Source organism: uncultured Ferrimonas sp. (genome assembly GCF_947489035.1).
Taxonomy (GTDB): Bacteria; Pseudomonadota; Gammaproteobacteria; order Enterobacterales; family Shewanellaceae; genus Ferrimonas.
Genome location: NZ_CANLCI010000040.1, coordinates 1 through 21,362, shown reverse-complemented (window position 1 = coordinate 21,362; position 21,362 = coordinate 1). Strand labels below are relative to the sequence as shown.

Below are 21,362 nucleotides of genomic sequence, written 5' to 3'. Positions count from 1 at the left end.
TCCTGCCTTCGGCTTTACTTCATCACTGCTGCACTCGGCGTCACCAAGTCGGCAGAAAGTTATCACCGCCAGATGATCACTTACACAGCTTTTTTATGGCCGCAGCACTGGCAAGGGGCAACAACGGGCTGGGCGTTATCAAGCCATTGATGGCGTTATTTAGGAAACAGAGAATGCGGTTTATATTGATAACGGTGTTGTTATCAATATAAACCACTTGGGTACAGAACGTTTTCGGTGCAGATTGTTTTGGTGGCAAATAATTGAATAACGCAACACTTAGCATAATTAACGTGCCGATCGTTATTAAGGCATCGTCTCTCTTTGTTGGTGGCGCTTTGCATCGCGGCTAAGATGTTGTAGTTGCGCTGGTCATGCTATATTTTGTGTAACTCTCAGGTGTGTATTGATGGCTTATGACACACCATTAAACTGTTTAATTATCCATAACTGAGCGCCTTTGACGCTTTCTTTGTTTTTATAATAGAACACGTTGTTTTATTTATTTCAGATAGCAATCAAACAACCTTTATTGAATTAGGGAATACCAATGAAAAAATCTTTGCTGGCGTTAATGCTGTTAAGCGGCTGTGCAACCCAAGGGATCGATCGCGCTGATCAGAATCAAGTGATCAAAGAGTTCTATGCCGCGGTTGAGTCGGTGCAGGAAGTCGAGCTGTCGTCCAACGTGAAAACCGGGATCCTCAGCGGCACCGTGGTGGGGGTTACTGAAGAGCTGGATGGCAACCATGAAGATATGATCGCCGGTGGCATGGCGGGTGCGTTGGTTGGCGGTTTGTTTACTGCGATTTTTGAAGGCAGCAATAAAGCGTATGAATTTACCTTGAATTCAAAACAAGAAGGCGCTTTTACCTTGGTGCAAAAAGAGCTGATTGATATCAAATCTGGCTGCGTAAAGGTAAGAGTAAGCAGCACGGCAGCGATCAGCCCAGTTGAAAAAGAGCGTTGTGCTGACCTGAAGTAAAATAGCCATTAATCTTTGTTTTATTTTTCGCTGGCGGCGTTTGTTTTCTTAAATAGAGTACTCAGCCATCGGATAATTTGTAACGCAGTTAATGCGCTTAGGCTGGGGTGATGTTGTGAGCACCGTTATTTATCCCAGCGTAATCGGGGGCTATTAGCGCCAAGTGGGGTCGATGATGCTAATTAAACGGATGATGTTAATCATCGCCATTGTGGCAGCAACCTGTTCTGCTGCGACGGCCGCAGAGCCATGTGACATCTCTGGAATTTGGCAACACGCGGCGAAACCGGCCACGCTGCGCATTGATCTCAGCCGCGGTGAAATGTTGGTGTATGCCCATCAAACCCATCCCGACTCGACAGGCTTGGTGGTGTTAAACCGCCTTAAGCGAACCACGGCGGCCGCGTCTTGGCAGGCCCAAATGTACAGCGCAGCTGCCGAAGGGTTTGTGGAAGTGCAACTGCTGGCGACCAACTGCAATCAACTGAGTGTGCGTTATCAGCAACAGCTGGTGTTAGAACTGCTGCGCTAACTTGGCGCCAACCTATTCCGGCTTGGTGGCACCCTCCTTGTTCGCTTGCTGTTGCTCCATCGCCTTTAGCTGTTCTGAGATTGGCGGCGGGAACTGAGGTGGCTTCTTCACCAGCGGTGGGATCTTTATCTTATCCAGGTGTTTGACCACCATCATGTTGCTGATGATCACCCCAAACACCAAAGCGATGATCAAATAAGCGTGCCAGTTTTCCATGCTGAATCCTTACTGCATTGCGGTTGCGGTAGCTTACCTTAATTCTGATCCGGCGCTAACAGGGCGCTGCTGTGGATGAGGCGTGCCCCCATGTTTTCTAAATCTTGCAGGTTGGCGCTGGCAACCGCTTGGTTTTGCGCCGAACAGGCATCGGTAACAACGCTGATGTCGAGATCTCGATATAAGCCATCCGCTGCGGTGCCGCGCACGCAATTGGGCAGTTGGGTGCCAGTAATGGCGATATCGCTGATGCCATTGGCCGCCAAGTATTGCGCCAGTTCGGTGTTGTAGAAGGCACTAAAGCGCGTTTTGATCAGCACCATCTCATCGGCCAGAGGCGCTAAGCTGGGGTAGGGCAGCGCGCCCCAAGTGTTAGCGACACACACCGGCGCGTGGCGGCGAAAGCGTTCGGAATCGCAGCCATCGGCTTGATGGCTGCGAATAACGTGGATCACCGGCCACTGTTGTTGACGCCAGTGGGCCAGCAGCGCGGCGATGGTGGGCACCGTTTGCGCGGCTTGAGCCACCAGGGCTCGCCCGCCGTGATCGACAAAGTCGTTCTGCATATCGATGATCATTAATGCTTGCATGGCGCTTCCTTGAAACCGAAATGAATCATTACCGTATAGAAAATGCCCAGTGGGGTAAATCCTCGCTAACTTTGCTGGGCAAAGTGTTGTTTCAAATAATCGAGCAAGATCCGCAATTTTTTGGTTTGGGCGCTGCCAGCCACATACACCCCGTACACCTCAATCGCTTGCAGCCGATAGTGTGGCAACAGCTGCTCTAGCTCGCCGCTGCTGATCTTCGGCAGCGCATCGTACAACGGGATGCGGCCGATGCCGTGGCCACCCACCACAAAGGCGGTGCGGGCGGCGGCATTGTTAGTGCTGACTTCCCCTTTGGGTTTCATGCTGTAGCTGCGTTCGCCTTGCTGCAGTTCCAGCGTGGTGGCCGCCAGCTGATAGATAACCCAATGGTGTTGGCTCAGTTGCGCTGGGCGGGTGGGGCGGCCATGTTGGGCCAGATAACTTGGGGCGGCAAACAAGCCCGTTTCCAACGTGGCGAGCTTCGTGGCTTGCAGCGACGAATCGGCCAGTTTGGCTCCGCGTATCGCCAGATCAATGCCATCTTCCACAATGTTGACCACCCGATCCGAGAAGTCGATCTCCAGCTTAATTTTCGGGTAGTGCTGTTTAAAGCGATTCAGCGCGGGCAACAACAGCTGCATGCCCAAATTGATCGGGCAGCTGATTTTTAATAGCCCTTCCGGCTCATGCTTAAAGTTTTCTATCTGCTGCTGGGCTGATGCCGCTTGCTGGGTGATGGCGTGGCAATGTTCAAAGTAATGCTTGCCGGCTTCGGTCAGCGAGAACGAGCGAGTAGAGCGGTTGATCAACGTCACGCCCAACTGCTGTTCGAGCTTTTTGATGTGGTAACTGACCACGCCGCGGCTCAGGCCGATCTCTTTGGCGGCGGCGCTGAAGCTGCCTTTATTGGCCACATGGGCAAACACCACCATGCTTTTCAGTTGTTCAAATGAGAGTTCCATAATCAGCTTATTGTATCAATTATTGAAACAGAGTAACTCAAACGCTAACCGTTACCTAAATCCTCGGCGTCAGTAATAATGGCCTTACTTACTTAAAGCACTGCACCGCAAGGAACCGCATCATGGCTAACGCAACCAACAAGATTTTAATGGTACTGACCTCCCACTCAGAGCTGGGCAACACCGGGGAAAAAACCGGTTTTTGGGTCGAGGAGTTTGCCGCACCATATTACGTCTTCCGCGACGCAGGCTTCGAAGTCGTCTTGGCATCCCCAGCGGGTGGCCAGCCACCGATTGATCCAAAAAGTGAATTGGCCGATTTCCAAACCGCTGCCACCAAACGCTTTGATGACGATGCCGAAGCCATCGCGCAGTTATCCAATACCCTCAAGCTGGCTGACGTTGCTGCCAGCGACTTTGCTGCCGTGTTCTACCCAGGTGGTCACGGGCCACTGTGGGATCTGGTGGATAACCACCAATCCATCGCGTTGATTGAACAGATGCTGGCCGACAGCAAGCCGGTATCGGCGGTGTGCCACGCCAGCGCAGTACTGTTAAAAGTGAAAGATGACCAAGGCCAACCGCTGGTGCAAGGCAAAGCGGTAACCGGGTTCAGCAACAGCGAAGAAGACGCGGTGCAGCTGTCTTCCATCGTGCCATTCATGCTGGAAGATGAACTGATCGCGCTGGGTGGTGACTACCAAAAGGCCGACGATTGGCACCCGTTTGCGGTACAAGACGGTTTGCTGATCACCGGTCAGAACCCCGCCAGTTCTGAACTGGCAGCACAGAAGCTACTGTCACAGTTGAACTAACTCGCGGCGCAAGCCACTAAAAGAGTACGCGGCGCTGTCCTGCAGCTGGCAAGTTGGACTTTACCTTCCCTCAACTTGTTGGCCGCAGACAGCGCCGCTTATCGTGGTGCGGTTGCCGCGGCTATGGCCGCCATCGCACTCAGGTTATGATGCCCTACTTGTGTTGTTCATCAGCAAGGAATGTCGATGTCCTCTCCCTCTGTTTTGCCCCCAAATTACCCCTACTACCTCGCCAATAAGCCGGTATACGCCAACCGCGATCTGGCCGTAACCGATAAATACAGCGGTGCCGTTGCCTGCCACGTTGCGCTGGCCGATCCCAGCGTGATTGATGCAGCCATTGCGGCGGCCGATGGCGCCAAACAGGCGATGGCGCAAATGCCGCCTTACCAACGTCAGCAAATCTTGCAGCACTGCGTGACTCGGTTTGAACAACGCTTTGATGAATTGGCACAGGCATTGTGCATGGAAGCAGGCAAACCGATTAAAGACGCGCGTGGTGAAGTCACGCGCCTTATCGACACCTTTAAGGTGGCGGCGGAGGAATCGGTGCGAATGACGGGCGAGGTACTGAATTTAGAGATCAGCCCCCGTGCCCAAGGCTACAGCGGCATGACCAAGCGTGTGCCAATCGGGCCAGTATCAATGATCTCGCCGTTTAATTTTCCGCTGAATCTCGCGGCCCATAAAATCGCCCCAGCGCTGGCCGTGGGTTGCCCCTTTATTTTGAAACCCGCGTCGTTAACGCCGATAGGGGCGTTGATCATTGGCGAGATCTTAGCGGAAACCGATCTGCCCGCGGGCGCCTTCTCAATCTTGCCGTGTCGGCGCGATGGCGCGGATCTGTTCACCACCGACGAACGCTTAAAACTGCTGAGTTTTACTGGCTCGCCGGATGTGGGCTGGGCACTGAAAGCCAAGGCGGGCAAAAAGCCCGTGGTGTTAGAGCTTGGCGGTAACGCTGCGGTGGTGGTGGATGAAGACACCACCGATCTGGACGATGCGGTTGAACGCATTGTGTTTGGTGCCTATTACCAATCGGGGCAAAGTTGCATTGGGGTGCAGCGGATCTTAGTGCATCGCAGCCTGTATTCGTCGTTTAAGGCACGCTTAGTGGCCAAGGTAAGCCAGCTGGTGATGGGCGATCCCAGCGCCGAAGACACCTTTATTGGGCCGATGATTTCGGTGGCCGAAGCCACGCGGTTAGCCAATTGGATTGACCAAGCCAAAGCCGCGGGCGCCACCGTGCTGTGCGGTGGTCAGCGGCAGGGCGCCATGTTGCCCGCCACCCTGTTAGAACAGGTGCCAACGGATTGTAAGCTCCATCAAGAGGAAGCCTTTGGGCCGGTGGCGATGCTGTCTTGCTTTGATGATTTTGACCAAGCCTTAGCGCAGGTAAATGACAGTAAGTTCGGCTTACAAGCAGGGATTTTCACTAAAAACATCGACAAAATTCAGCAAGCGTGGGATCAGCTGGAAGTCGGCGGGGTGGTGATTGGCGACGTGCCCAGCTGGCGGGCGGATAACATGCCCTACGGCGGCGTTAAAGATTCTGGCCTTGGCCGCGAAGGGGTGAAGTACGCCATGGAAGACATGACCGAGCCACGGCTGCTGGTGATCCGCTCTCGCCGTCATCCCCCTGCGGGCTAACCTTTACGCTGGCGCGGAACAATTCAGCATTAGATCAACAAAACACACCAGCGAGTGCAGCGGCCAAACACACAGGATCAGTCAGGCGCGGTTATCCGCGCCTGACTGGTTTCTGGGGGATGGCTGGCCAGCCGCAAGCATTGCAGTCAGTGCGGCTCAGGGCGCGGTTTTTGGCAATGTCGCCATCTTTTCAAACTTCGTTAGCCGCTGTTGATGGTGGTTTTGATGCCACTTAATCATGGTTTTACTGTGCTTCACTGCGGCGGTTTGGGCGGCAATCGCTTGGCTAAACTGCCCTAACTCAAGGTAAGCGTCGGCCAGTGCGCTGTGGGCATAGGCGTCCGTGGGGTAGAGCGCCGTCACCCGTTTAAAAATGGCGATCGCTTGCTGTGGTTGCGAAGCCAGTTGGCTATTCGCCAGTGCGATTAATGATTGCTGTGCTGAAACGGGCAGGCCGTACTTGCGCTGCGACAGATCTTGATAGTGTTCAATAATGGCCTCTGCCCCTTGTTGGCTAATGGCCGAATCCACGCTTAATGGGCTGTGCAGATCGTCAAACAGCATCTCAATGCCGTTCAGTGTGGTGATCACTGGGCGCGACATATAGTAATGCTCTGGGCTGCGTTCAAGCCGCCAGTGCAGCTGCGTCGGCGCCGCCTGCTGCAGCGCCTGTTCGAAGGTGGCGATGGCGGCTAAGCTGCCCTGTTCAAAGTTATGATTGCCGCTATTTAAGTACAAAGTGCGGATGCGGTTATCGCGTTTGCTCAAAGCTCGCAGCTGTTTATTGGCCGCTTGGGCAAACTCATTACTGATGCTGGGGCTGGCAATAAAGTAGGCGTTAAACAGCTGTGGTTGTTGCAGCAGCAGGGTTAACCCAAGCGCGCCGTTGCCCATAAAGCCGCTGTAGATGTGGAAACCATTGCCGCGATAACGTCGGTCGACAAGGTGCAGCAATTGCTGCAAAACGGCGACCACGCGGGTGTCGCTGTTGTCGTCCATAAACGCTTGGTACAGCTGGCTAAACTGCGGATGGCGGCCACTGGGGGTAACCACCAACGATTGCGGCCACGGCCATTCGCCGTTGTGGCTCATCCAGTCGTGCATGCCCGCCAAATAGGCGTGGCTGCGCGGGTGCAGATCCAGCAGCAGGTAGTAACGTTTGTCGTTCTGCGAATAGCCCTTAGGCAAGCTGACATGAAACTCAAGCGGGCTGCTGAACCCTTCAGGGGTAAAGCTGAAGAGCGCGCGAGTGGCCTCTTCAGCCGTGGCTGTTGCGGCGCTGGCGTTGCCCCAAGGTGAAAACAGCAGCGCGGCCACAAGCAGCATGGCGTGGCCAACCCCCCGTAGCTGTGGCATAAACGGCGGGCATAAAAACGGTTGGCACATAAACACTCCATTGTTAACGGCCACGGTACTGCGGTGACGAAGACTTAAAATAGGGGCTTGCAATTACAGTCGGTAATCCCGCTCGACCTTGGCAATACGCACCGCAAACTGTTGATACCACCGGCTGCGGCCAAGCTGCTGCGCTTGTTGATGCTCGCTGTGCAGCTTCCATTGTTTGATGTCGTCTAAGCTGCGCCAGTAAGAGACGGTGATCCCCACGTTATTGCGAGCCGATTCCATCCCTAAGAAGCCCGGTTGTTGCTGCGCCAATGCCACCATGCGTTCTGCCATGGCGGCATAGCCTTGTTCATCGGCCAGCAACGAAGTGAAAATAACCGCGTAGTAGGGCGGCGTTGGGGTAGCGGCAAGGCTCATGAGGATGCGTCCTTTGGGTGGATTGGGGCTCAGCCTGCGATGGCTTGGCTGCGGCATTCGCAGCCCATGGTGGGCCACGATTAAGTGCTGGTGCGGCTAATCCGATAAGTAATATTCAATGGTGGCTACCACCCGCACTTTTTTAATGTGGGGGTTATTGTTGTCGCGGGCGTTAATGCTGAACTGGCCTTGGGCGGCGCGTTTAATTTTGCCCAACTGGCTTTGGGAATCCGCCGCAAACTTTTCCGCGACTTCACGCGCTTTGCGCGTTGCTTGCTCGATCATCTTCGGTTTAATGTCATTCAGTTGGGTAAACAGATATTCGGTGCGGGCTTGATAACCGCCGCCGGTAAAGACGATTCCCTGTTTGCCTAATTGCGATAATTTCCCCATGACCGCACGCACGCCGTCAATATTATTGCTGTATACCGTGACGGTTTGCAGGGCAGTAAAGCGGAAGGGCGCCGCGCCAGTATTGCCATATTGCTGGGCGGATTTATCGGTAATGGCCGGGCTAGAAACGGTGATCTCAGCGGCGGTGATGCCATTAAGCAGCAAAAAGGCGGTGATCATTTCGGTTTGCTTATCCAAACCTTGGTACAAGCCTTCCAGTTGGTTATTGGCGGCGCTGAACTCAATGGGCCAAATTACAATGTTGGCCTGCACCTCTTGTTCTGACAGCCCCTTAACTTTTACGCTGCGTTCAAGCTGCTTGAACGCAATCGCGGCACTGCCAATCTGCTGCCCCAATAAGCCCAACCCCAGTACCAAGCACACGCCCACAATAGCGGCGCTGATGGGATAACGATGTTCCATATAATCATCTCTGCGTTGGTGGATGTTGGCCTACCATATCGGCTAACCAAGCCGATGGGAATGGCCGCACTAACGCAGCAACGTATCGAGTTGATCCGCCACCCCCGCCCAGTCGGCATCATCTTGTTTTATTTGTTGTAAAAAGCTGGCTTGAGAGGGGCTCCAGCAGCTGGCTTGGTGCAATAGCGTGGCTTGTTGTAAAGGCCGATGTTGGCTAATGAACTCATCAATGCTGGCGGTTGAACTGTCCAGCCCCAGCTGATCAAACAGGGCAGACATCGAGTGAATCGGGTTTTCCATGGTGGCCTCAGATTATCGGGCGCGGCCAATGTTATTGGCGGCCGCGTGAGAGGTTAATTGGCCACTGTTGACGTGGTACAGGTAGCCATAAATGGGGATGGTGGGCGGCACTAAGGGGTGATGGCGCAAACGGCTTACGTCGGCGACGAGGGCATCGTCGTGATTATTGATGGTAAGCCAGTTAATAAAGGCGCCTTCGTTGCTGCCGCCACTTTCGCCGTCGTCGTGCCAGTGGCCGCCAGCAAAATGGGCGGTGTCTAAACTGGCTCGCAATAACTTGGCCATGGTGGGATCGTCAAAGGTTTCCATGCCGCAATCGGTGTGGTGGATCACCAGCCATTCGCAGGTGCCCAGCAGCTTGTGGCTGATGATCAGCGACCGAATGGCATCGTCGCTGGCACGGCCACCGGCATTACGAATCACGTGTGCATCCCCTTCAACCAAGCCAGCAAATTGCGCCGGATCAAGGCGAGCATCCATGCAGGTTAAAATGGCGAAGCGGCGCTGGGGCGGCATCGCTAGCTGGCTTTTATCGCCAAAATTGTCGCGGTAGTGTTGGTTGGCAATCTCAACTTGGTCGCGGATCAAAGACATGATACGGCCTCTGCAAAGGGGGCTTATTGCAGTATAACGCGGCTGAGTTTCCCGCACCGATTTTCGCTTGCAGCATTCAGGCGGGCAGGGTGATAACCGCACGGGGCAGCGCCAAGCGCTAACGCGCAGGCATCAGCGTTCGAACCCAGAGGATAAGCGGCAGGGGGGAAGGATGGATCGCCAGCCAAACCGGCCGTTATAAAAACGCCACCGCAAAAGCGGTGGCGTTGTGGGCAAGGCTAAGTGAACTCAGCCTGCGGCATAACTCAGCAATCGTGCTGATTATGCGTTAGTAACAGTACCCGTTACTTCGTCTTCGGCTTTAGCCGCATCCAGCATCTTAGTGATGATGCGAGAAGCCAGCAGCGCGATAACCACCATGCCGACAGCAGCAATGGTCAGCATCTGGTAGAAATCACCGTAAGTGTTTTGTACAAACGCCTGAGTGATCTCTTGGCCTTTTTCCATCGCTACCGAAGTAGAGATAGCCGCGCCAACGATACCAGACAGCGCGATAGCCACAGAGAACAGGGAAACAGAGAAGTTTTCGATGTTCTTAGGCGCTACAGACAAGATGAAGGCCACCACCATAGAGCCAACGATTACTTCAGCGAACGCCAAGAAGGCGTGACAAGCGAAGAACCACTCAGGGCGTACCACCACATCGGTGCCAACGGTCTGAACCGCGAAGGTCAGGATACCGAACGCAACAGCGGTCAGGATGAACGAACCAGCAACGCGAGTTGCGGTAGGGATGTGGATGTTCTTCTTATCCATGCTGGCAAAGAACCACGCAATGATAGGACCCGCAACCATACACCACAGTGGGTTCATCGCCATGGCCGCTTCAGGCTCAAACGGAATGAAACCGAACAGATCGCCGCGCATGGTGTTGATGGCAACCATGTTCATGGAAGTCATCATCTGGCCGTAGTATACGAAGAACGCGGTAGTCAGGAACACCATGATCAACACGGTACCCATCTTCAGCGCCTGCGCCTTGGCGGATTTCATCATGATGGACGCGAAGTAAACCAACGCACCAGCACCAATGGCGTAAACGATATTTTGGCCAACATCCATGTTAGAGAACATGAAGAATACCAACGCGATCATTGCCGCAGAGGTGATGCCGAACAGTGCCCAGTTTTTGCTGCTTACAGGCGCTTGGTCGATGTCAGCACCAACCGCTTGCAGACGCTTGCAGTTGATTACCATCATAACGACAGCCGCAGCAGCCAAAGAAGCAGACAACGCGAACGAACCGTTGAACCCAACAGCCAATGCCAGCAGTGGGAACAGGTATTGACCCAAGAACGCGCCTACGTTGTTAACGGAGTAGTTAACTGGGTAGCCGTTTTCAAAGTCTTCTTGGCTTTTGAAAGTACGCTTGTACAGGCTCGGGTAAGACGGGGACATCAAACCACGAGAGTAAGACGCTAAGGCGATACCCAGCAGCGCAATCGGCACCTGCTTGGTGGTTGCACCCAGCACCAATAACGCGTAACCAGAAGCAAAGCCGAAGAAGGCAATGGTTAGTGAGCGGTAAGCACCCAAGAACTTATCGGCGATGAAACCACCGGCGATAGCGAACAGAGGACCAATGGCCGAGAACGCACCAACCACCATCATGGTATCGGCTTCGCTGTAACCCAGATCTTCTAAGAAGAAACGAGTCAAGATCACCATCACACCGTAGAAGGACAAGCCAAACATCATTTGGCAAAACATCATCGACTTATTCAGTCTATTCCACATCTTTCTTTCTCTAGTAAAGGGCTGATCCACCACGCTAAAGTCGTTGGCGACTGCGGCTTTGGCAGTGCGTTTCAACTTTAAAATGGTGTTGTTCAGCGTGAATCCTGCTCGGATTGTGCCAGCAACCAGCACGAATGGTTATGACATGGCTCTCATACTGGTGTTTTGAGTGGTTTTCGAAGGATGTTTTTGTGAAATTCGAGATTTTGCGTGGTTTTGACGATAAAAACCGGACAAAACCCTAAATAAGATAAGGATATGGGCACAAAGAAAACGCTTAAATCAGCAGCGATTATTTATCTAACTCACTAATTAATATAAGAAACAATTTGTTGTTACTGCTGTTTTTACGGTTTGTTTCAACAATGTGACTAGTGCGACGCTGGCACAAAGTGCGTGGGTTTTGGCTGTGAAAATTTGAACCTTGCACAAAAATGCTCGGATCCACCGTCGCGTGGTTGATGCAGCAGGCGCTGCTGTATTGCATGGCAACGCAGTGGCAGTGATGAAGAGAGATAAGTACGAAACAGAAGCAATAGCAGTAAGCGCAAACGCTCAAAAATCAGCAGCAAGAAATTGTTGGCCACGACAGAGCAACAATAAAGAAAGGAGGAAAGGAAAAAGGAAAAAGGGGAAGGAAAAGGGAAGGAAAAGAAAAGGGAAGGAGAGTGCAGTCACGGCTACAGCGCGCTGGCGTAAAGGAGGCGCCCCCTCCTCAAATGACACCGGATCGCTCGGCTGCACCCAGATCCGCGGCGTGGAATAAGGGCCAGTGATGGCAGAGGTGGATTCATCTACGCCGTCTAAAGCACCAGGGATCAGGTTACGGGCAAACCAACACTCCAAAGGCGTTTCAGTTTTCACTGGCGGCAACACAGCCTTCTTTGCGCCTGCCGTACAGGCTACTGAACCCGATGGCTTGGTTTACAGCCATATTCCAGCCAGCGAATGCAATTTCAACGGGCAATCGTCAGCAGCGTTATTACTGGATCACCACAAACGGCATTGGTGAATGGTGTTTTTTGATCGGATCTAAAATCACCAAAATTATTGGCCAAACGCACAGTTTTGACACTTGGCACTTTGTTTACAGCCAAAGGCATCCTATGCCGCATGCGTTTCTCTGGCTAACGGCTTATAGTAGGGGTAAGATATTGAAAAGGTAAGAGTTTGACGCTGACTGGCGAGCAGGGCTCTGGGAAAAAGATGCCAGTGCGTAACGTAAACAAAGTGCCAGTTGGCATCATAATAAGCTGTTAGGCTTTTAAGGAAGATTGAGTTTGAATTTAAATTCAAGGTTAAAAATTAGTTTTCAGGGAAAAGAAGATTTACCTTCTTGGGCAATTACTCATTATTTACAACAAACTGAGATCAACTACCTCAAATTTTTATTGGTCGAAAGGATTTGCGACTTAATTTCAAATGGGCTAGATCCAAATAGTCTTGTTGTTGCCACTTCATCAGCAGAAATTTTCCCCAAAAAAGCTATTCAGCATTCTGATTTCAAGAATTTTGAAATCCTTGCAGAGAAGGATGAATCAGCTAAAAAGTTCTGGCATGTAATTGCTCGACACCATAGGCCAATGGTGTTTTATAAAGAAGGGGATAACTTTGTTCCTATTTATATTCCAAACGATGATAATTCACTTATTATAAGAAATGTAGGGGTAAATTCACCTGTAAACCTTTCACTCGAAGGTGCTGGAGGTGCAATTACTGATATTTACTATGCAAGTGAGAGAGAGCAAAGGCAAAGAACTCAATGGGAAAATGAGCAAGTAGGTCAAGTTGCCAGAAATGTCGATGACATTGTTCGTGCTAGCACAACTGCAAACCAACCAGGAGTACCTGAAGGCGTTAGAGCATACGCGCAAGAAATTCTTGACCAAGCAATGAAGAGGCAAGAAAAGCTTAATGAAGAAATTGGTATGTCAAATGCGCGTGTGGATACACAAGCCTAACAAGAATTTCAAGAGGTACAAAATACAGTTGGCTGTTTTGTTCACTCCGTTCACTTATTTTAGCCAACTATATTTTGCCCCTTAAATGGGCGTTAAGTACCTAAGGAGAGGTTGTGCAAACTATCGAATTTAGTGATCTGTCAGAATATCTAGAAATTGTTGGCTCGATTTCTTCAACGTTTGGTTGTCACCATAGCGATCTTTGGTTTAGAGGAATCAAAGATGAAGGCTTAAGCCTTTTGCCTGGAGTTCTTTGGAGAAATTTAGCTGAAAATAGAGAAGAATCTATAATTGCTGAGTTTTTAACCTACTTTCAGAATTACACAACAAAAAAGCCAACTAATGCTTTTGAGCTTTATACATTAATGCAACATTATGGTTTGCCAACGCGCTTATTAGATTGGTCGTTATCTCCTTTGGTTTCATTATATTTTGCATTAGAGCAAGAAAATAACGAAGCTGTTAGGGCTGTATGGGTTATGAAACCTCATGAGATGAATGAAAAATCAATTGGTTTTAAAGGTGTCATAGCACCAAATGAATTTAAAGAATCAATAGTGAACAATTACCTGCCTAAGTATTTAAGAAATAATAAAAACCCAGTGCCAATAGCCCCAGTTGCAATATCACTCCCTCTACTAAACCAAAGAGTTACGAGTCAAAAAGGTGTTTTCACACTTCATGGGTTTAGCAATAAACCAATAAATGATTACTTTTCAGAAAATGAATTAGAACACATCATAAAGTTAAAATTGCGCTCTGAAAGTGACCGTAAAAAAATACAAAATCAACTTTATGCAACAGGGATCAAAGAGGATGATATTTACCAAGATTTAAATTCGCTATCAAACAGAATTATGCGTGAATTCGGTACTTAACAAGGGCGTTGTTGATCAGAAATTTAACAGAAGATTTAACTAGACATATATGGACGCCCCCGAAAGCGCAAGGTGCTTGATGATAGATCGGCATGCTGACATATATCCGGCGTCATTGTGGCGGAAGATTTAACTAGACACCCATCCGATGAACTTAACTAGACACCCATCTGATGAACTTAACTAGACACCTGAACTTAACTAGACACCCATCTTAACTGGCACTTTTTTAGCTATCTCCTACGCTTGGTTTTTAGCCATCTCAAGGACGAGATCATGCCAAGAGCGAGAAAGCACCAAGTTAGCCTGCAAGACACGCCGTACTATCACTGTGTGAGTCGCTGCGTTCGGCGCAGTTTTCTGTGTGGGATCGACAGTTACAGCGGCAAAAGCTACGAACACCGTCGTGACTGGATAGAACAGCGGCTGCTGGCACTCACCGACACCTTCGCCATCGAAATTTGCGCCTATGCCATCATGAGTAACCACACCCATGTGGTGCTGCACGTTGATGCAACCCGTGCCCAGCAGTGGGATGCAGAAGCAGTGCTGAACCGTTGGCATCAGATGTTTGCTGGTACTCGCTTAACCCAGCTGTATTGCGTTGAGGAAGAGCGCGAAAACCTCAGCAGTGGCGAACTGCACCAAGTGGAGCGCTTAGTTGAGCTGTATCGAGAGCGGTTGACGGACATCAGCTGGTTTATGCGTAGCCTGAATGAATACATCGCTCGCCAAGCGAATAAAGAAGACGGCTGCACAGGCCGTTTTTGGGAAGGGCGTTTCAAATCCCAAGCCTTATTAGACGAGCAAGCATTGCTGTCATGCATGGCCTACGTGGATTTAAATCCGATCCGCGCCCAGATGGCGAACACACCAGAAGACTCCCAATACACCAGTATTCGCCAGCGCATCAAAGCGGCCATCAATGGCACTCAGCCAACCAAACTCAAACCGTTTGATACCAACCAAGGTGAGTTAGAACAACTGCCTTGCCACCTCAATCAATACATAGAACTGGTTGAATTCACAGGTCGCGCCATCCGTGCTGATAAAGCCGGTTCCATTCCAGCGAACAGCGATGCTTTGCTAACAAGGTTGGGGATTGACGTTGATAGTTGGCTAGAGCTAACCCAAGGGTTTGAGCATCAATTCTCTGGTTTAGCGGGGCGATTAACGGCATTACAAGGTTGTCGGCAACACGATAGCAGTCAACGAATACGGGGCAGCGGCAACGCCAAACGGCTCTTCGGTTAGCCTTCGCTTCATTCGCTAAGTTTCACCCTTTCCGCCAAGGCGCGGCTGTTCTGCTGCCTGTTTTTCACCGATCCGGCCAATCGAGCCACCAAGTTGCGCTTTTCTTGCTAGAGAACAGCATCAATCGCCCCCCAGATGCATTAACGGGATCAGCAAATACTACGGATGCCATGATGCTCCATTTACGAAGCATAAAATGGATGTCTAGTTAAAAAGCAAAGTGTCTGTCTCGTGGCCGCTATTTTTCATCGATGTTTCGTTGGCGCTTGGTTGAGAACTCCGCCCCGCTAAGCCAACAAGCCGTAATCTCTTTTCCAATAGCCCAGCACACGCGTATTGCGGTTGCCAATTTGGCCGACTGCGGCGCAATCCAGTGTCTAAACTGAAGCCGATAACAATGGGAGTTATCGCAACGGAGGACAAGGCAATGTCAATGAATCCAGTAGGTTGGTTCGAGATCTATGTTGATGATATGGCGCGAGCGCGTGAATTTTACCAAACGGTATTGGCGATCACCTTAGATCGCTTACCCAGTCCGACGGGCTCCGAGCTAGAGATGTACAGCTTTGCCTCCAACATGGAAAACTACGGCAGCTCGGGGGCGCTGGTGAAAATGGATGGGATCAGTGCCGGTGGTAACAGCACCTTGGTCTATTTTTCTTGCCAAGATTGCGCCGTTGAAGCCGAACGCGTTGCCGCCGCTGGTGGCGAAGTGCAGCAAGGCAAAATGGCCATTGGCGACTATGGCTTTATCGCCATTATTACCGACAGCGAAGGCAACACCGTAGGTTTACACTCCCGCGCTTAGGCAGCAGCGCATTCGATACAATCTAAGCCACCAACGGCAGCCCATTTCGGCTGAAACCGCGCGACAGCAGCCTTGCTGTCGCGCGGTTGTTTAATCTGGTTACTTGCTTGCCTTAGCCTGCAATGTTGCTTGGCCAGTGTGGTGCACAGGGGCGTGGTTAGGCTTGAAGGATCAGATTTGCGGCAACCACGGCGTTTGATGTGCACCCACAGCAACGGGGCACGAATGGCTCACGGGGCGGGCAGCGGCCACGAAAACAGCAATCAACAGCATCTGCCCCCAAAAGCCCTGCGTAACCGCCGCAGTTTGGTATCATCAAAGTCATTACTCCTTTCTCTCCAGCTTGAGGCAATCCTGTGGCTTCTCAATCACTTCCCCCTAGTGGTCAAGCGTTCACCAACGGCTTGATGATGCTCCACTCTAATCAGATCGAACAATTGCGGGATCTGGTGGTGCATTGGCTTGGCGAGCACCCATTGGCGCCGCTCGAACGCGAGATTTTCTTGGTGCAAAGTGATGGCATGGCGCAGTGGCTCAAGCTGGCATTGGCCGCCGATGCGGGCCACGGGATCGCCTGCGGTTTGCAGATGGACATGCCAGCGCGTTTTATGTGGCAGGTTTATCGCACCGTACTGGGCGAAGAAGCCGTGCCGAAGGTGTCGCCGTTCGACAAGCCACAGCTGCGTTGGCGTTTGCTACGGATGTTGCCACAGCTGGTAGAGCAAGCGGATTTTGAACCGCTGCAGCGCTTCTTGTCTGGGGATCAATTAACCCGCAAGCGCGATCAGCTGGCCGAGCAACTGGCGGATCTGTACGACCAATACCAAGTGTACCGGGCCGACTGGTTGCAGCATTGGGCGGCGGGAGACGATGTGATCTTGTCTGGTCGTGGCCAGCGCAGCCCCTTACCGCAAAAACAGCTGTGGCAGGCGCAGCTGTGGCGCGCCATTTTGGCCGACATGGAAGAGGGCGAGCGCGACAGCAGCCGTGCCCAACTGCACCAGCAATTTATTGATGCGCTGCAAGCGGGGATCACTCCGCAAGGGCTGCCACGGCGGCTGGTGGTGTTTGGCATTAGCACCTTGCCTAAGCAAAGCATCGAAGCGCTGGCGGCCTTGGCGGATCATTGCCAAATCTTGCTGTGCATCAACAACCCTTGTCAGCACTTCTGGGGCGACATTGTGGAAGATAAAGATCTGCTTAAACGTCAGCTGAGCCAAGCCCGGCATCAGCGTAAGCAGGGATTACCGGCAGAACTGGATGAAAACCTGCAACACAACATGGTTAACCCGCTGCTGGCGGCGTGGGGGAAGCAGGGGCGCGATTACATCGGCATGTTGTATGAATACGATCAGCCGCAAGAGTACCAAGGTAATTTTCAGCAGATCGATCTGTTTGAAGCGCCACAGGGCGACAGCTTGCTGCAACAACTGCAGCAGGGGATCTTTGATTTAGCGCCACTGCCAACAACGCCACAGCCGGTGGCCGCCGCCGACGATTCGGTGCAGTTGGTGTTGGCGCATTCCCGTCAGCGTGAAGTGGAAATTCTGCACGATCAACTGTTGCGCCGTTTTGCGGAAAATCCAGAGCTGCGGCCATCGGACGTCATCGTCATGATGCCCGATGTGGCGCAATACGCCCCTTACATCGAAGCGGTGTTTGGCCGCTTGCCTCGCAGCGATAACCGCTACTTGCCCTTTACTATTGCCGATCGCCCTCAGCGTGGCCATCAGGTGATGTTGCTGGCGCTGGAAACCCTGTTTGGGCTGAATAACGCCCGCTTTGCCGTATCAGAACTGCTGGATCTGTTGGCCGTGCCCGCCCTGCGAGCGCGGTTTGATATCGACCAAAGCGAGCTGCCGTTATTGCAGCGCTGGGTAGAGCAAGCGGGCATTCGTTGGGGCTTGCATGGGGAACAACGGCAGCAGTTGCAACTGCCGGAACAGTTGGAACAAAACACTTGGGCCTTTGGCTTAAAGCGGATGCTGCTGGGCTACGCCGTGGGCGATGGCGCCAGCTGGCAGAACATCGAACCCTGCGAAGAGATCGGCGGCCTTGATAGCGCGCTGGTGGGCAAGTTGTCGGCGCTGCTGGATAGCTTAGAAGGGATCTGGCGCTTCTTTGGCCAGCAGTGGCAACCGCGGCAGTGGAGCGGCGGGTTAGCGGCGGCGCTGGATGCGCTGTTTACCCCGCAGGATGAGATCGAAGCCAACATCGTCGCCAAGCTGAAAGAAACCCTAACCAGCTGGCAGCAATCCTGTGTCGATGCCAACGTAACCGAAGCGTTGCCGTTGTCGGTACTGAAAGAGGTGTGTTTAGCCCCGTTCGAAAGCGAAGGCGTATCCCAGCGTTTCTTAGCGGGCAAAATTAACTTCTGTACCTTAATGCCGATGCGAGCCATCCCGTTCCAGCAGGTGTGTTTGCTGGGCTTAAACGACGAAGACTACCCCCGTTCACGGCCACCGCTGGATTTCGATCTGATGGCGATGGCTGGCCAGTTGGACGGCGCTGGTGCGAAGATCCCTTCGCAATACCGTCCCGGCGATCGCAGCCGCCGTGAAGACGACCGCTACCTGTTTTTAGAAGCCTTATTGGCGGCACGGCAGTGGATCTCGTTCAGCTATGTGGGCTACAACGCCCGCGATAACGCCGAACGCACCCCATCGGTACTGTTAGGGCAGCTGCTGGATCACATCAAAAGTGGCTATCAGCTGCACGACGGCAGCGAACTGTTGCCGCACCTAAGCCAACACCACCCGCTGCAACCCTTTAGCCGCAACTACTTTGAAGCCGATGCGCCGCTGAGCTCCTACGCCCACGAATGGCACGCCATCCACACCAAGTTGGCAGAAGTGGCTCCGCAGCCGCTGCCGCCGTGGCAACCGCAGGCACCAATTGGCCTTAACGACTTAGCGGTACTGCTGAAGGATCCCGCCAAGCTGTTTTTAGGTCGTCGCCTTGGGGTGTGGTTAGGAGACGACGAAGAGCTGGCGAACGATCTGGAGCCCTTTAGCTTTAACGGCCTCGAGAACTACCAGTTTCGGCAACAGTTGTTCAGCAAGTTGCAGCAAGGCGGTGCCGAGCACATTGAACCGATTTTGCAGCAGCAGATCCGCCGCTGGAAAGGCCGTGGCGATCTGCCCATTGGCCCCTTTGCCGACATTGCCGCGCAGGCGTTAACTCAGCCCGCCATTGCCGCGTTTCAGCGGGCATTAACGCTGGCGCCCAACTGGCGCAGCTTGCCCGCCCAAGAGATCAAATTCAGCCACCAACAGTTAGAGCTGGAAGACTGGCTTACGGGGCTGTTAACCGACGGCGAGCGCCGTTATCAACTGCTGGTGTTGCCGCAGTCGCTGAACGACAAAGGCAACTTGAAGAAGCCCTTGGCGGCGCGCAGCTTATGGCTGCAACATCTGGCCGCCAACAGCCAGTACGTTAACGACGCCGAGCAAGTCACCAGTTACGTGGTGGGCGCCGATGGGATCTGGTGTTTTGAACCGTTGGCCGCGGCCGATGCGCGCGAGCAACTGAGCAACTTGTTGGCGGGGTATCGCCAAGCGATGGCCGCGCCACTGCCACTGGCCGAGGCCGCAGGCATTAAGTACCTGCAAACGCTGGCCAGCAGTAACGACAACGACAAGGCCATTGCCAGCGCCAAACAAAGCTTTGAAGGCAGTGCCATGTTTGCCGGTGATCTGGGTTACAGCCCTTATCAAGCCCGCTGCTGGCAGCAGTTTAGTGAATTAGAAACCGCCGGTTTTAGCCGCTGGGCGGAATCGTTATATCAGCCATTAGTGGATGCGCCGCAATGGCAGGAGAGCAACCAATGAGCCAGTTACTTGAGCCGATCACCTTTCCACTGGGCGGCACCCGCTTAATTGAAGCCTCTGCTGGTACGGGCAAAACCTTCACCATTGCCGCGCTGTATCTGCGTTTGGTGTTGGGGCACGGCGGCAGCAACAGCCATCCGGCGGGCGCGTTAACCCCAGATCAAATACTGGTAGTGACCTTTACCAAAGCCGCCACCGAAGAGTTGAAAGACCGCATTCGTCTGCGCCTAGTGGAAGCGGCCAATGCGTTTCGTGGCTTAGCGAAGGCCGATGCGATCATCAGCCAATTGATGGCCGATCACCCGATAGAGGAACACCCCCGCTGCGCCCGCCAATTAGAGCTGGCGGCGCAGATGATGGATCAAGCGGCGGTACACACCATTCACTCGTGGTGTCAGCGGATGCTGCGCGAGCACGCCTTTGATTCCGGCAGCTTGTTCAACCTGCAGCTGGAAACCGATCTGTCGAAGCTGCATGAAGAGGCGGTGCGCGACTATTGGCGAGTGCACTTTTACCCGCGCCAAACCGACGAATTGGCCGCCATTGCCGATCTGTACAACGAACCGAGTAAGCTGCAAAAAGATCTGTATGGCTTGCTGGGTAAAGTGGAAGCCGCCGACGATCCGCTGGCCGTTGCCGCCAAGATTGGCGACAAGATCAGCAACTGCAAACGGCTGTGGCAAGGTGAGTGGCCACAACTGCGCGGCCAAGTGGAAGAAGCATTGGATAAAGGCCAGCTGAAATACGTGAAAGCGGCGCAGTTGGATGAACTGGCACAGTGGTTCAATGGCGACAAGCCGTTGCCCAGCGCCACCGTGGCGGGTCGTTTTACCAGCGATGGCATGCGTAAAGCGGCAAAAAAAGGCCAAGATCCGATTGAGTCACCGGCGTTTGCGGCGTTGGAAAACCTGGTTATCGAGCTGGCAAACCTCGATCTGAAGCAAGCGTTACTGCGCCATGCAGCGGATTGGGTGCACCAACGCATTGCGGCCGAAAAACAGCGGTTGGCGTTGATGGATCACGACGATCTGATCGCCGATTTAGGCCAAGCGTTGGATAACGACAGCGACGAGCAGCTGGCGGCCAAAATTCGCCACCAGTTTCCGGTGGCGATGATTGACGAATTCCAAGACACCGATCCGGTGCAGTACGGTATTTTCAGCGGATTGTACCTAAACCAAGCGGATACGGGCTTGATGATGATTGGCGATCCCAAACAGGCGATCTACGCTTTTCGCGGCGCCGACATCTACACCTACCTGCAAGCGCGGGACGACACCCAAGGCAACCACTACACCCTAGCGACGAACTACCGTTCGAGCCACGACATGGTAAGCGCCGCCAATGCTCTGTTTGAACAAGCGGATCAGAGCGCCGACGGCGCCTTTATGTACCAAGATCGGATCCCCTTTGTCAGCGTTAAGGCCAATGGCCGCGATCGCCATTGGAGCGTTGATGGCGAGCCGCAAGCGGCGATGAACTTGATTTGGGACGACAGCGAAGAGGCGATCAATAAAGCCACTTACCTGCGCCAAATGAGCAGCGCCAGTGCCGAAACCATCTGCCAACTGTTGAACAAAGGCGTGGCTGGCGACGCCGGATTTGTGCGTAACGAAGCCAACGACAGCACTGCCGCCAACCCCAGCAGCCAC

Annotated in this window: 20 protein-coding genes; 10 read left to right on the top strand and 10 right to left on the bottom strand. The window is 52.8% G+C overall.

All coding sequences use genetic code 11. The features are described from left to right. Positions 1 to 550: 550 nt before the first annotated feature. The gene (locus Q0796_RS17350) at positions 551 to 985 is read left to right on the top strand and encodes a hypothetical protein (RefSeq protein WP_298445532.1); all 435 of its coding nucleotides are present in this window, start codon (positions 551 to 553) and stop codon (positions 983 to 985) included. A 172-nt stretch (positions 986 to 1,157) separates the two neighbouring features. Beyond that, on the top strand, positions 1,158 to 1,517 hold the full coding sequence (locus Q0796_RS17345) for a hypothetical protein (protein WP_298445529.1): 360 nt from the start codon (positions 1,158 to 1,160) through the stop codon (positions 1,515 to 1,517). A gap of 12 nt (positions 1,518 to 1,529) precedes the next feature. On the opposite strand, the gene Q0796_RS17340 is transcribed toward Q0796_RS17345, so the two are convergent. From Q0796_RS17340 to Q0796_RS17330, 3 genes are all read right to left on the bottom strand, one after another. After that, positions 1,530 to 1,733 carry a DUF2897 family protein gene (locus tag Q0796_RS17340; protein WP_298445526.1) on the bottom strand — a complete coding sequence of 68 codons (204 nt, stop codon included), beginning with the start codon at positions 1,731 to 1,733 and terminating at the stop codon, positions 1,530 to 1,532. A 38-nt stretch (positions 1,734 to 1,771) separates the two neighbouring features. Then, positions 1,772 to 2,323 carry an isochorismatase family cysteine hydrolase gene (locus Q0796_RS17335; RefSeq protein ID WP_298445523.1) on the bottom strand — a complete coding sequence of 184 codons (552 nt, stop codon included), beginning with the start codon at positions 2,321 to 2,323 and terminating at the stop codon, positions 1,772 to 1,774. 65 nt (positions 2,324 to 2,388) lie between these two features. Beyond that, complete coding sequence (locus Q0796_RS17330) at positions 2,389 to 3,285, bottom strand: LysR family transcriptional regulator (RefSeq protein ID WP_298445520.1); 897 nt, start codon at positions 3,283 to 3,285, stop codon at positions 2,389 to 2,391. A 122-nt stretch (positions 3,286 to 3,407) separates the two neighbouring features. Between Q0796_RS17330 and Q0796_RS17325 the strand changes: the two genes are divergently transcribed. Continuing rightward, positions 3,408 to 4,100 (top strand): type 1 glutamine amidotransferase domain-containing protein, encoded by a 693-nt coding sequence (locus Q0796_RS17325; RefSeq protein ID WP_298445517.1) that lies wholly within the window; start codon positions 3,408 to 3,410, stop codon positions 4,098 to 4,100. Between the two features lie 186 nt (positions 4,101 to 4,286). Further along, a complete protein-coding gene (locus Q0796_RS17320) occupies positions 4,287 to 5,750 on the top strand; it encodes an aldehyde dehydrogenase family protein (RefSeq protein WP_298445514.1) in 1,464 nt (487 codons plus the stop codon). A gap of 156 nt (positions 5,751 to 5,906) precedes the next feature. Here the strand turns inward: Q0796_RS17320 and Q0796_RS17315 are convergent, their stop codons facing one another. From Q0796_RS17315 to Q0796_RS17285, 7 genes are all read right to left on the bottom strand, one after another. Further along, positions 5,907 to 7,136, bottom strand: a complete 1,230-nt coding sequence (locus Q0796_RS17315) for a tetratricopeptide repeat protein (RefSeq protein ID WP_298445511.1) — start codon at positions 7,134 to 7,136, stop codon at positions 5,907 to 5,909. A 63-nt stretch (positions 7,137 to 7,199) separates the two neighbouring features. After that, the gene (locus Q0796_RS17310) at positions 7,200 to 7,511 is read right to left on the bottom strand and encodes an antibiotic biosynthesis monooxygenase (RefSeq protein ID WP_298445510.1); all 312 of its coding nucleotides are present in this window, start codon (positions 7,509 to 7,511) and stop codon (positions 7,200 to 7,202) included. Between the two features lie 96 nt (positions 7,512 to 7,607). Continuing rightward, positions 7,608 to 8,327 carry an SIMPL domain-containing protein gene (locus tag Q0796_RS17305; protein WP_298445507.1) on the bottom strand — a complete coding sequence of 240 codons (720 nt, stop codon included), beginning with the start codon at positions 8,325 to 8,327 and terminating at the stop codon, positions 7,608 to 7,610. 69 nt (positions 8,328 to 8,396) lie between these two features. Beyond that, a complete protein-coding gene (locus Q0796_RS17300; RefSeq protein WP_298445504.1) occupies positions 8,397 to 8,627 on the bottom strand; it encodes a DUF2789 domain-containing protein in 231 nt (76 codons plus the stop codon). Positions 8,628 to 8,639: 12 nt separating this feature from the next. Further along, entirely contained in the window at positions 8,640 to 9,221 is a 582-nt protein-coding gene (locus Q0796_RS17295; protein ID WP_298445501.1) for a carbonic anhydrase, read from the bottom strand. A 282-nt stretch (positions 9,222 to 9,503) separates the two neighbouring features. Continuing rightward, positions 9,504 to 11,054 carry an MFS transporter gene (locus Q0796_RS17290; protein ID WP_363322324.1) on the bottom strand — a complete coding sequence of 517 codons (1,551 nt, stop codon included), beginning with the start codon at positions 11,052 to 11,054 and terminating at the stop codon, positions 9,504 to 9,506. A gap of 480 nt (positions 11,055 to 11,534) precedes the next feature. Next, positions 11,535 to 11,843, bottom strand: a complete 309-nt coding sequence (locus tag Q0796_RS17285) for a hypothetical protein (protein WP_298445498.1) — start codon at positions 11,841 to 11,843, stop codon at positions 11,535 to 11,537. Positions 11,844 to 12,259: 416 nt separating this feature from the next. On the opposite strand from Q0796_RS17285, the gene Q0796_RS17280 reads away from it, so the two are divergent. From Q0796_RS17280 to Q0796_RS17255, 6 genes are all read left to right on the top strand, one after another. Further along, positions 12,260 to 12,940, top strand: a complete 681-nt coding sequence (locus tag Q0796_RS17280; RefSeq protein WP_298445497.1) for a hypothetical protein — start codon at positions 12,260 to 12,262, stop codon at positions 12,938 to 12,940. 113 nt (positions 12,941 to 13,053) lie between these two features. Then, positions 13,054 to 13,818, top strand: a complete 765-nt coding sequence (locus Q0796_RS17275; protein ID WP_298445494.1) for an FRG domain-containing protein — start codon at positions 13,054 to 13,056, stop codon at positions 13,816 to 13,818. 276 nt (positions 13,819 to 14,094) lie between these two features. Further along, on the top strand, positions 14,095 to 15,072 hold the full coding sequence (locus tag Q0796_RS17270; RefSeq protein ID WP_298445492.1) for a transposase: 978 nt from the start codon (positions 14,095 to 14,097) through the stop codon (positions 15,070 to 15,072). A gap of 427 nt (positions 15,073 to 15,499) precedes the next feature. After that, positions 15,500 to 15,880, top strand: coding sequence for a VOC family protein (locus Q0796_RS17265; protein WP_298445491.1), 381 nt, complete (start codon positions 15,500 to 15,502; stop codon positions 15,878 to 15,880). Positions 15,881 to 16,290: 410 nt separating this feature from the next. Continuing rightward, positions 16,291 to 19,710, top strand: a complete 3,420-nt coding sequence (gene recC, locus Q0796_RS17260; RefSeq protein WP_298445488.1) for an exodeoxyribonuclease V subunit gamma — start codon at positions 16,291 to 16,293, stop codon at positions 19,708 to 19,710. Beyond that, on the top strand, positions 19,707 to 21,362 hold a 1,656-nt coding region (locus Q0796_RS17255; RefSeq protein ID WP_298445485.1), incomplete at its 3' end, for a UvrD-helicase domain-containing protein. The genes recC and Q0796_RS17255, both read left to right, overlap by 4 nt.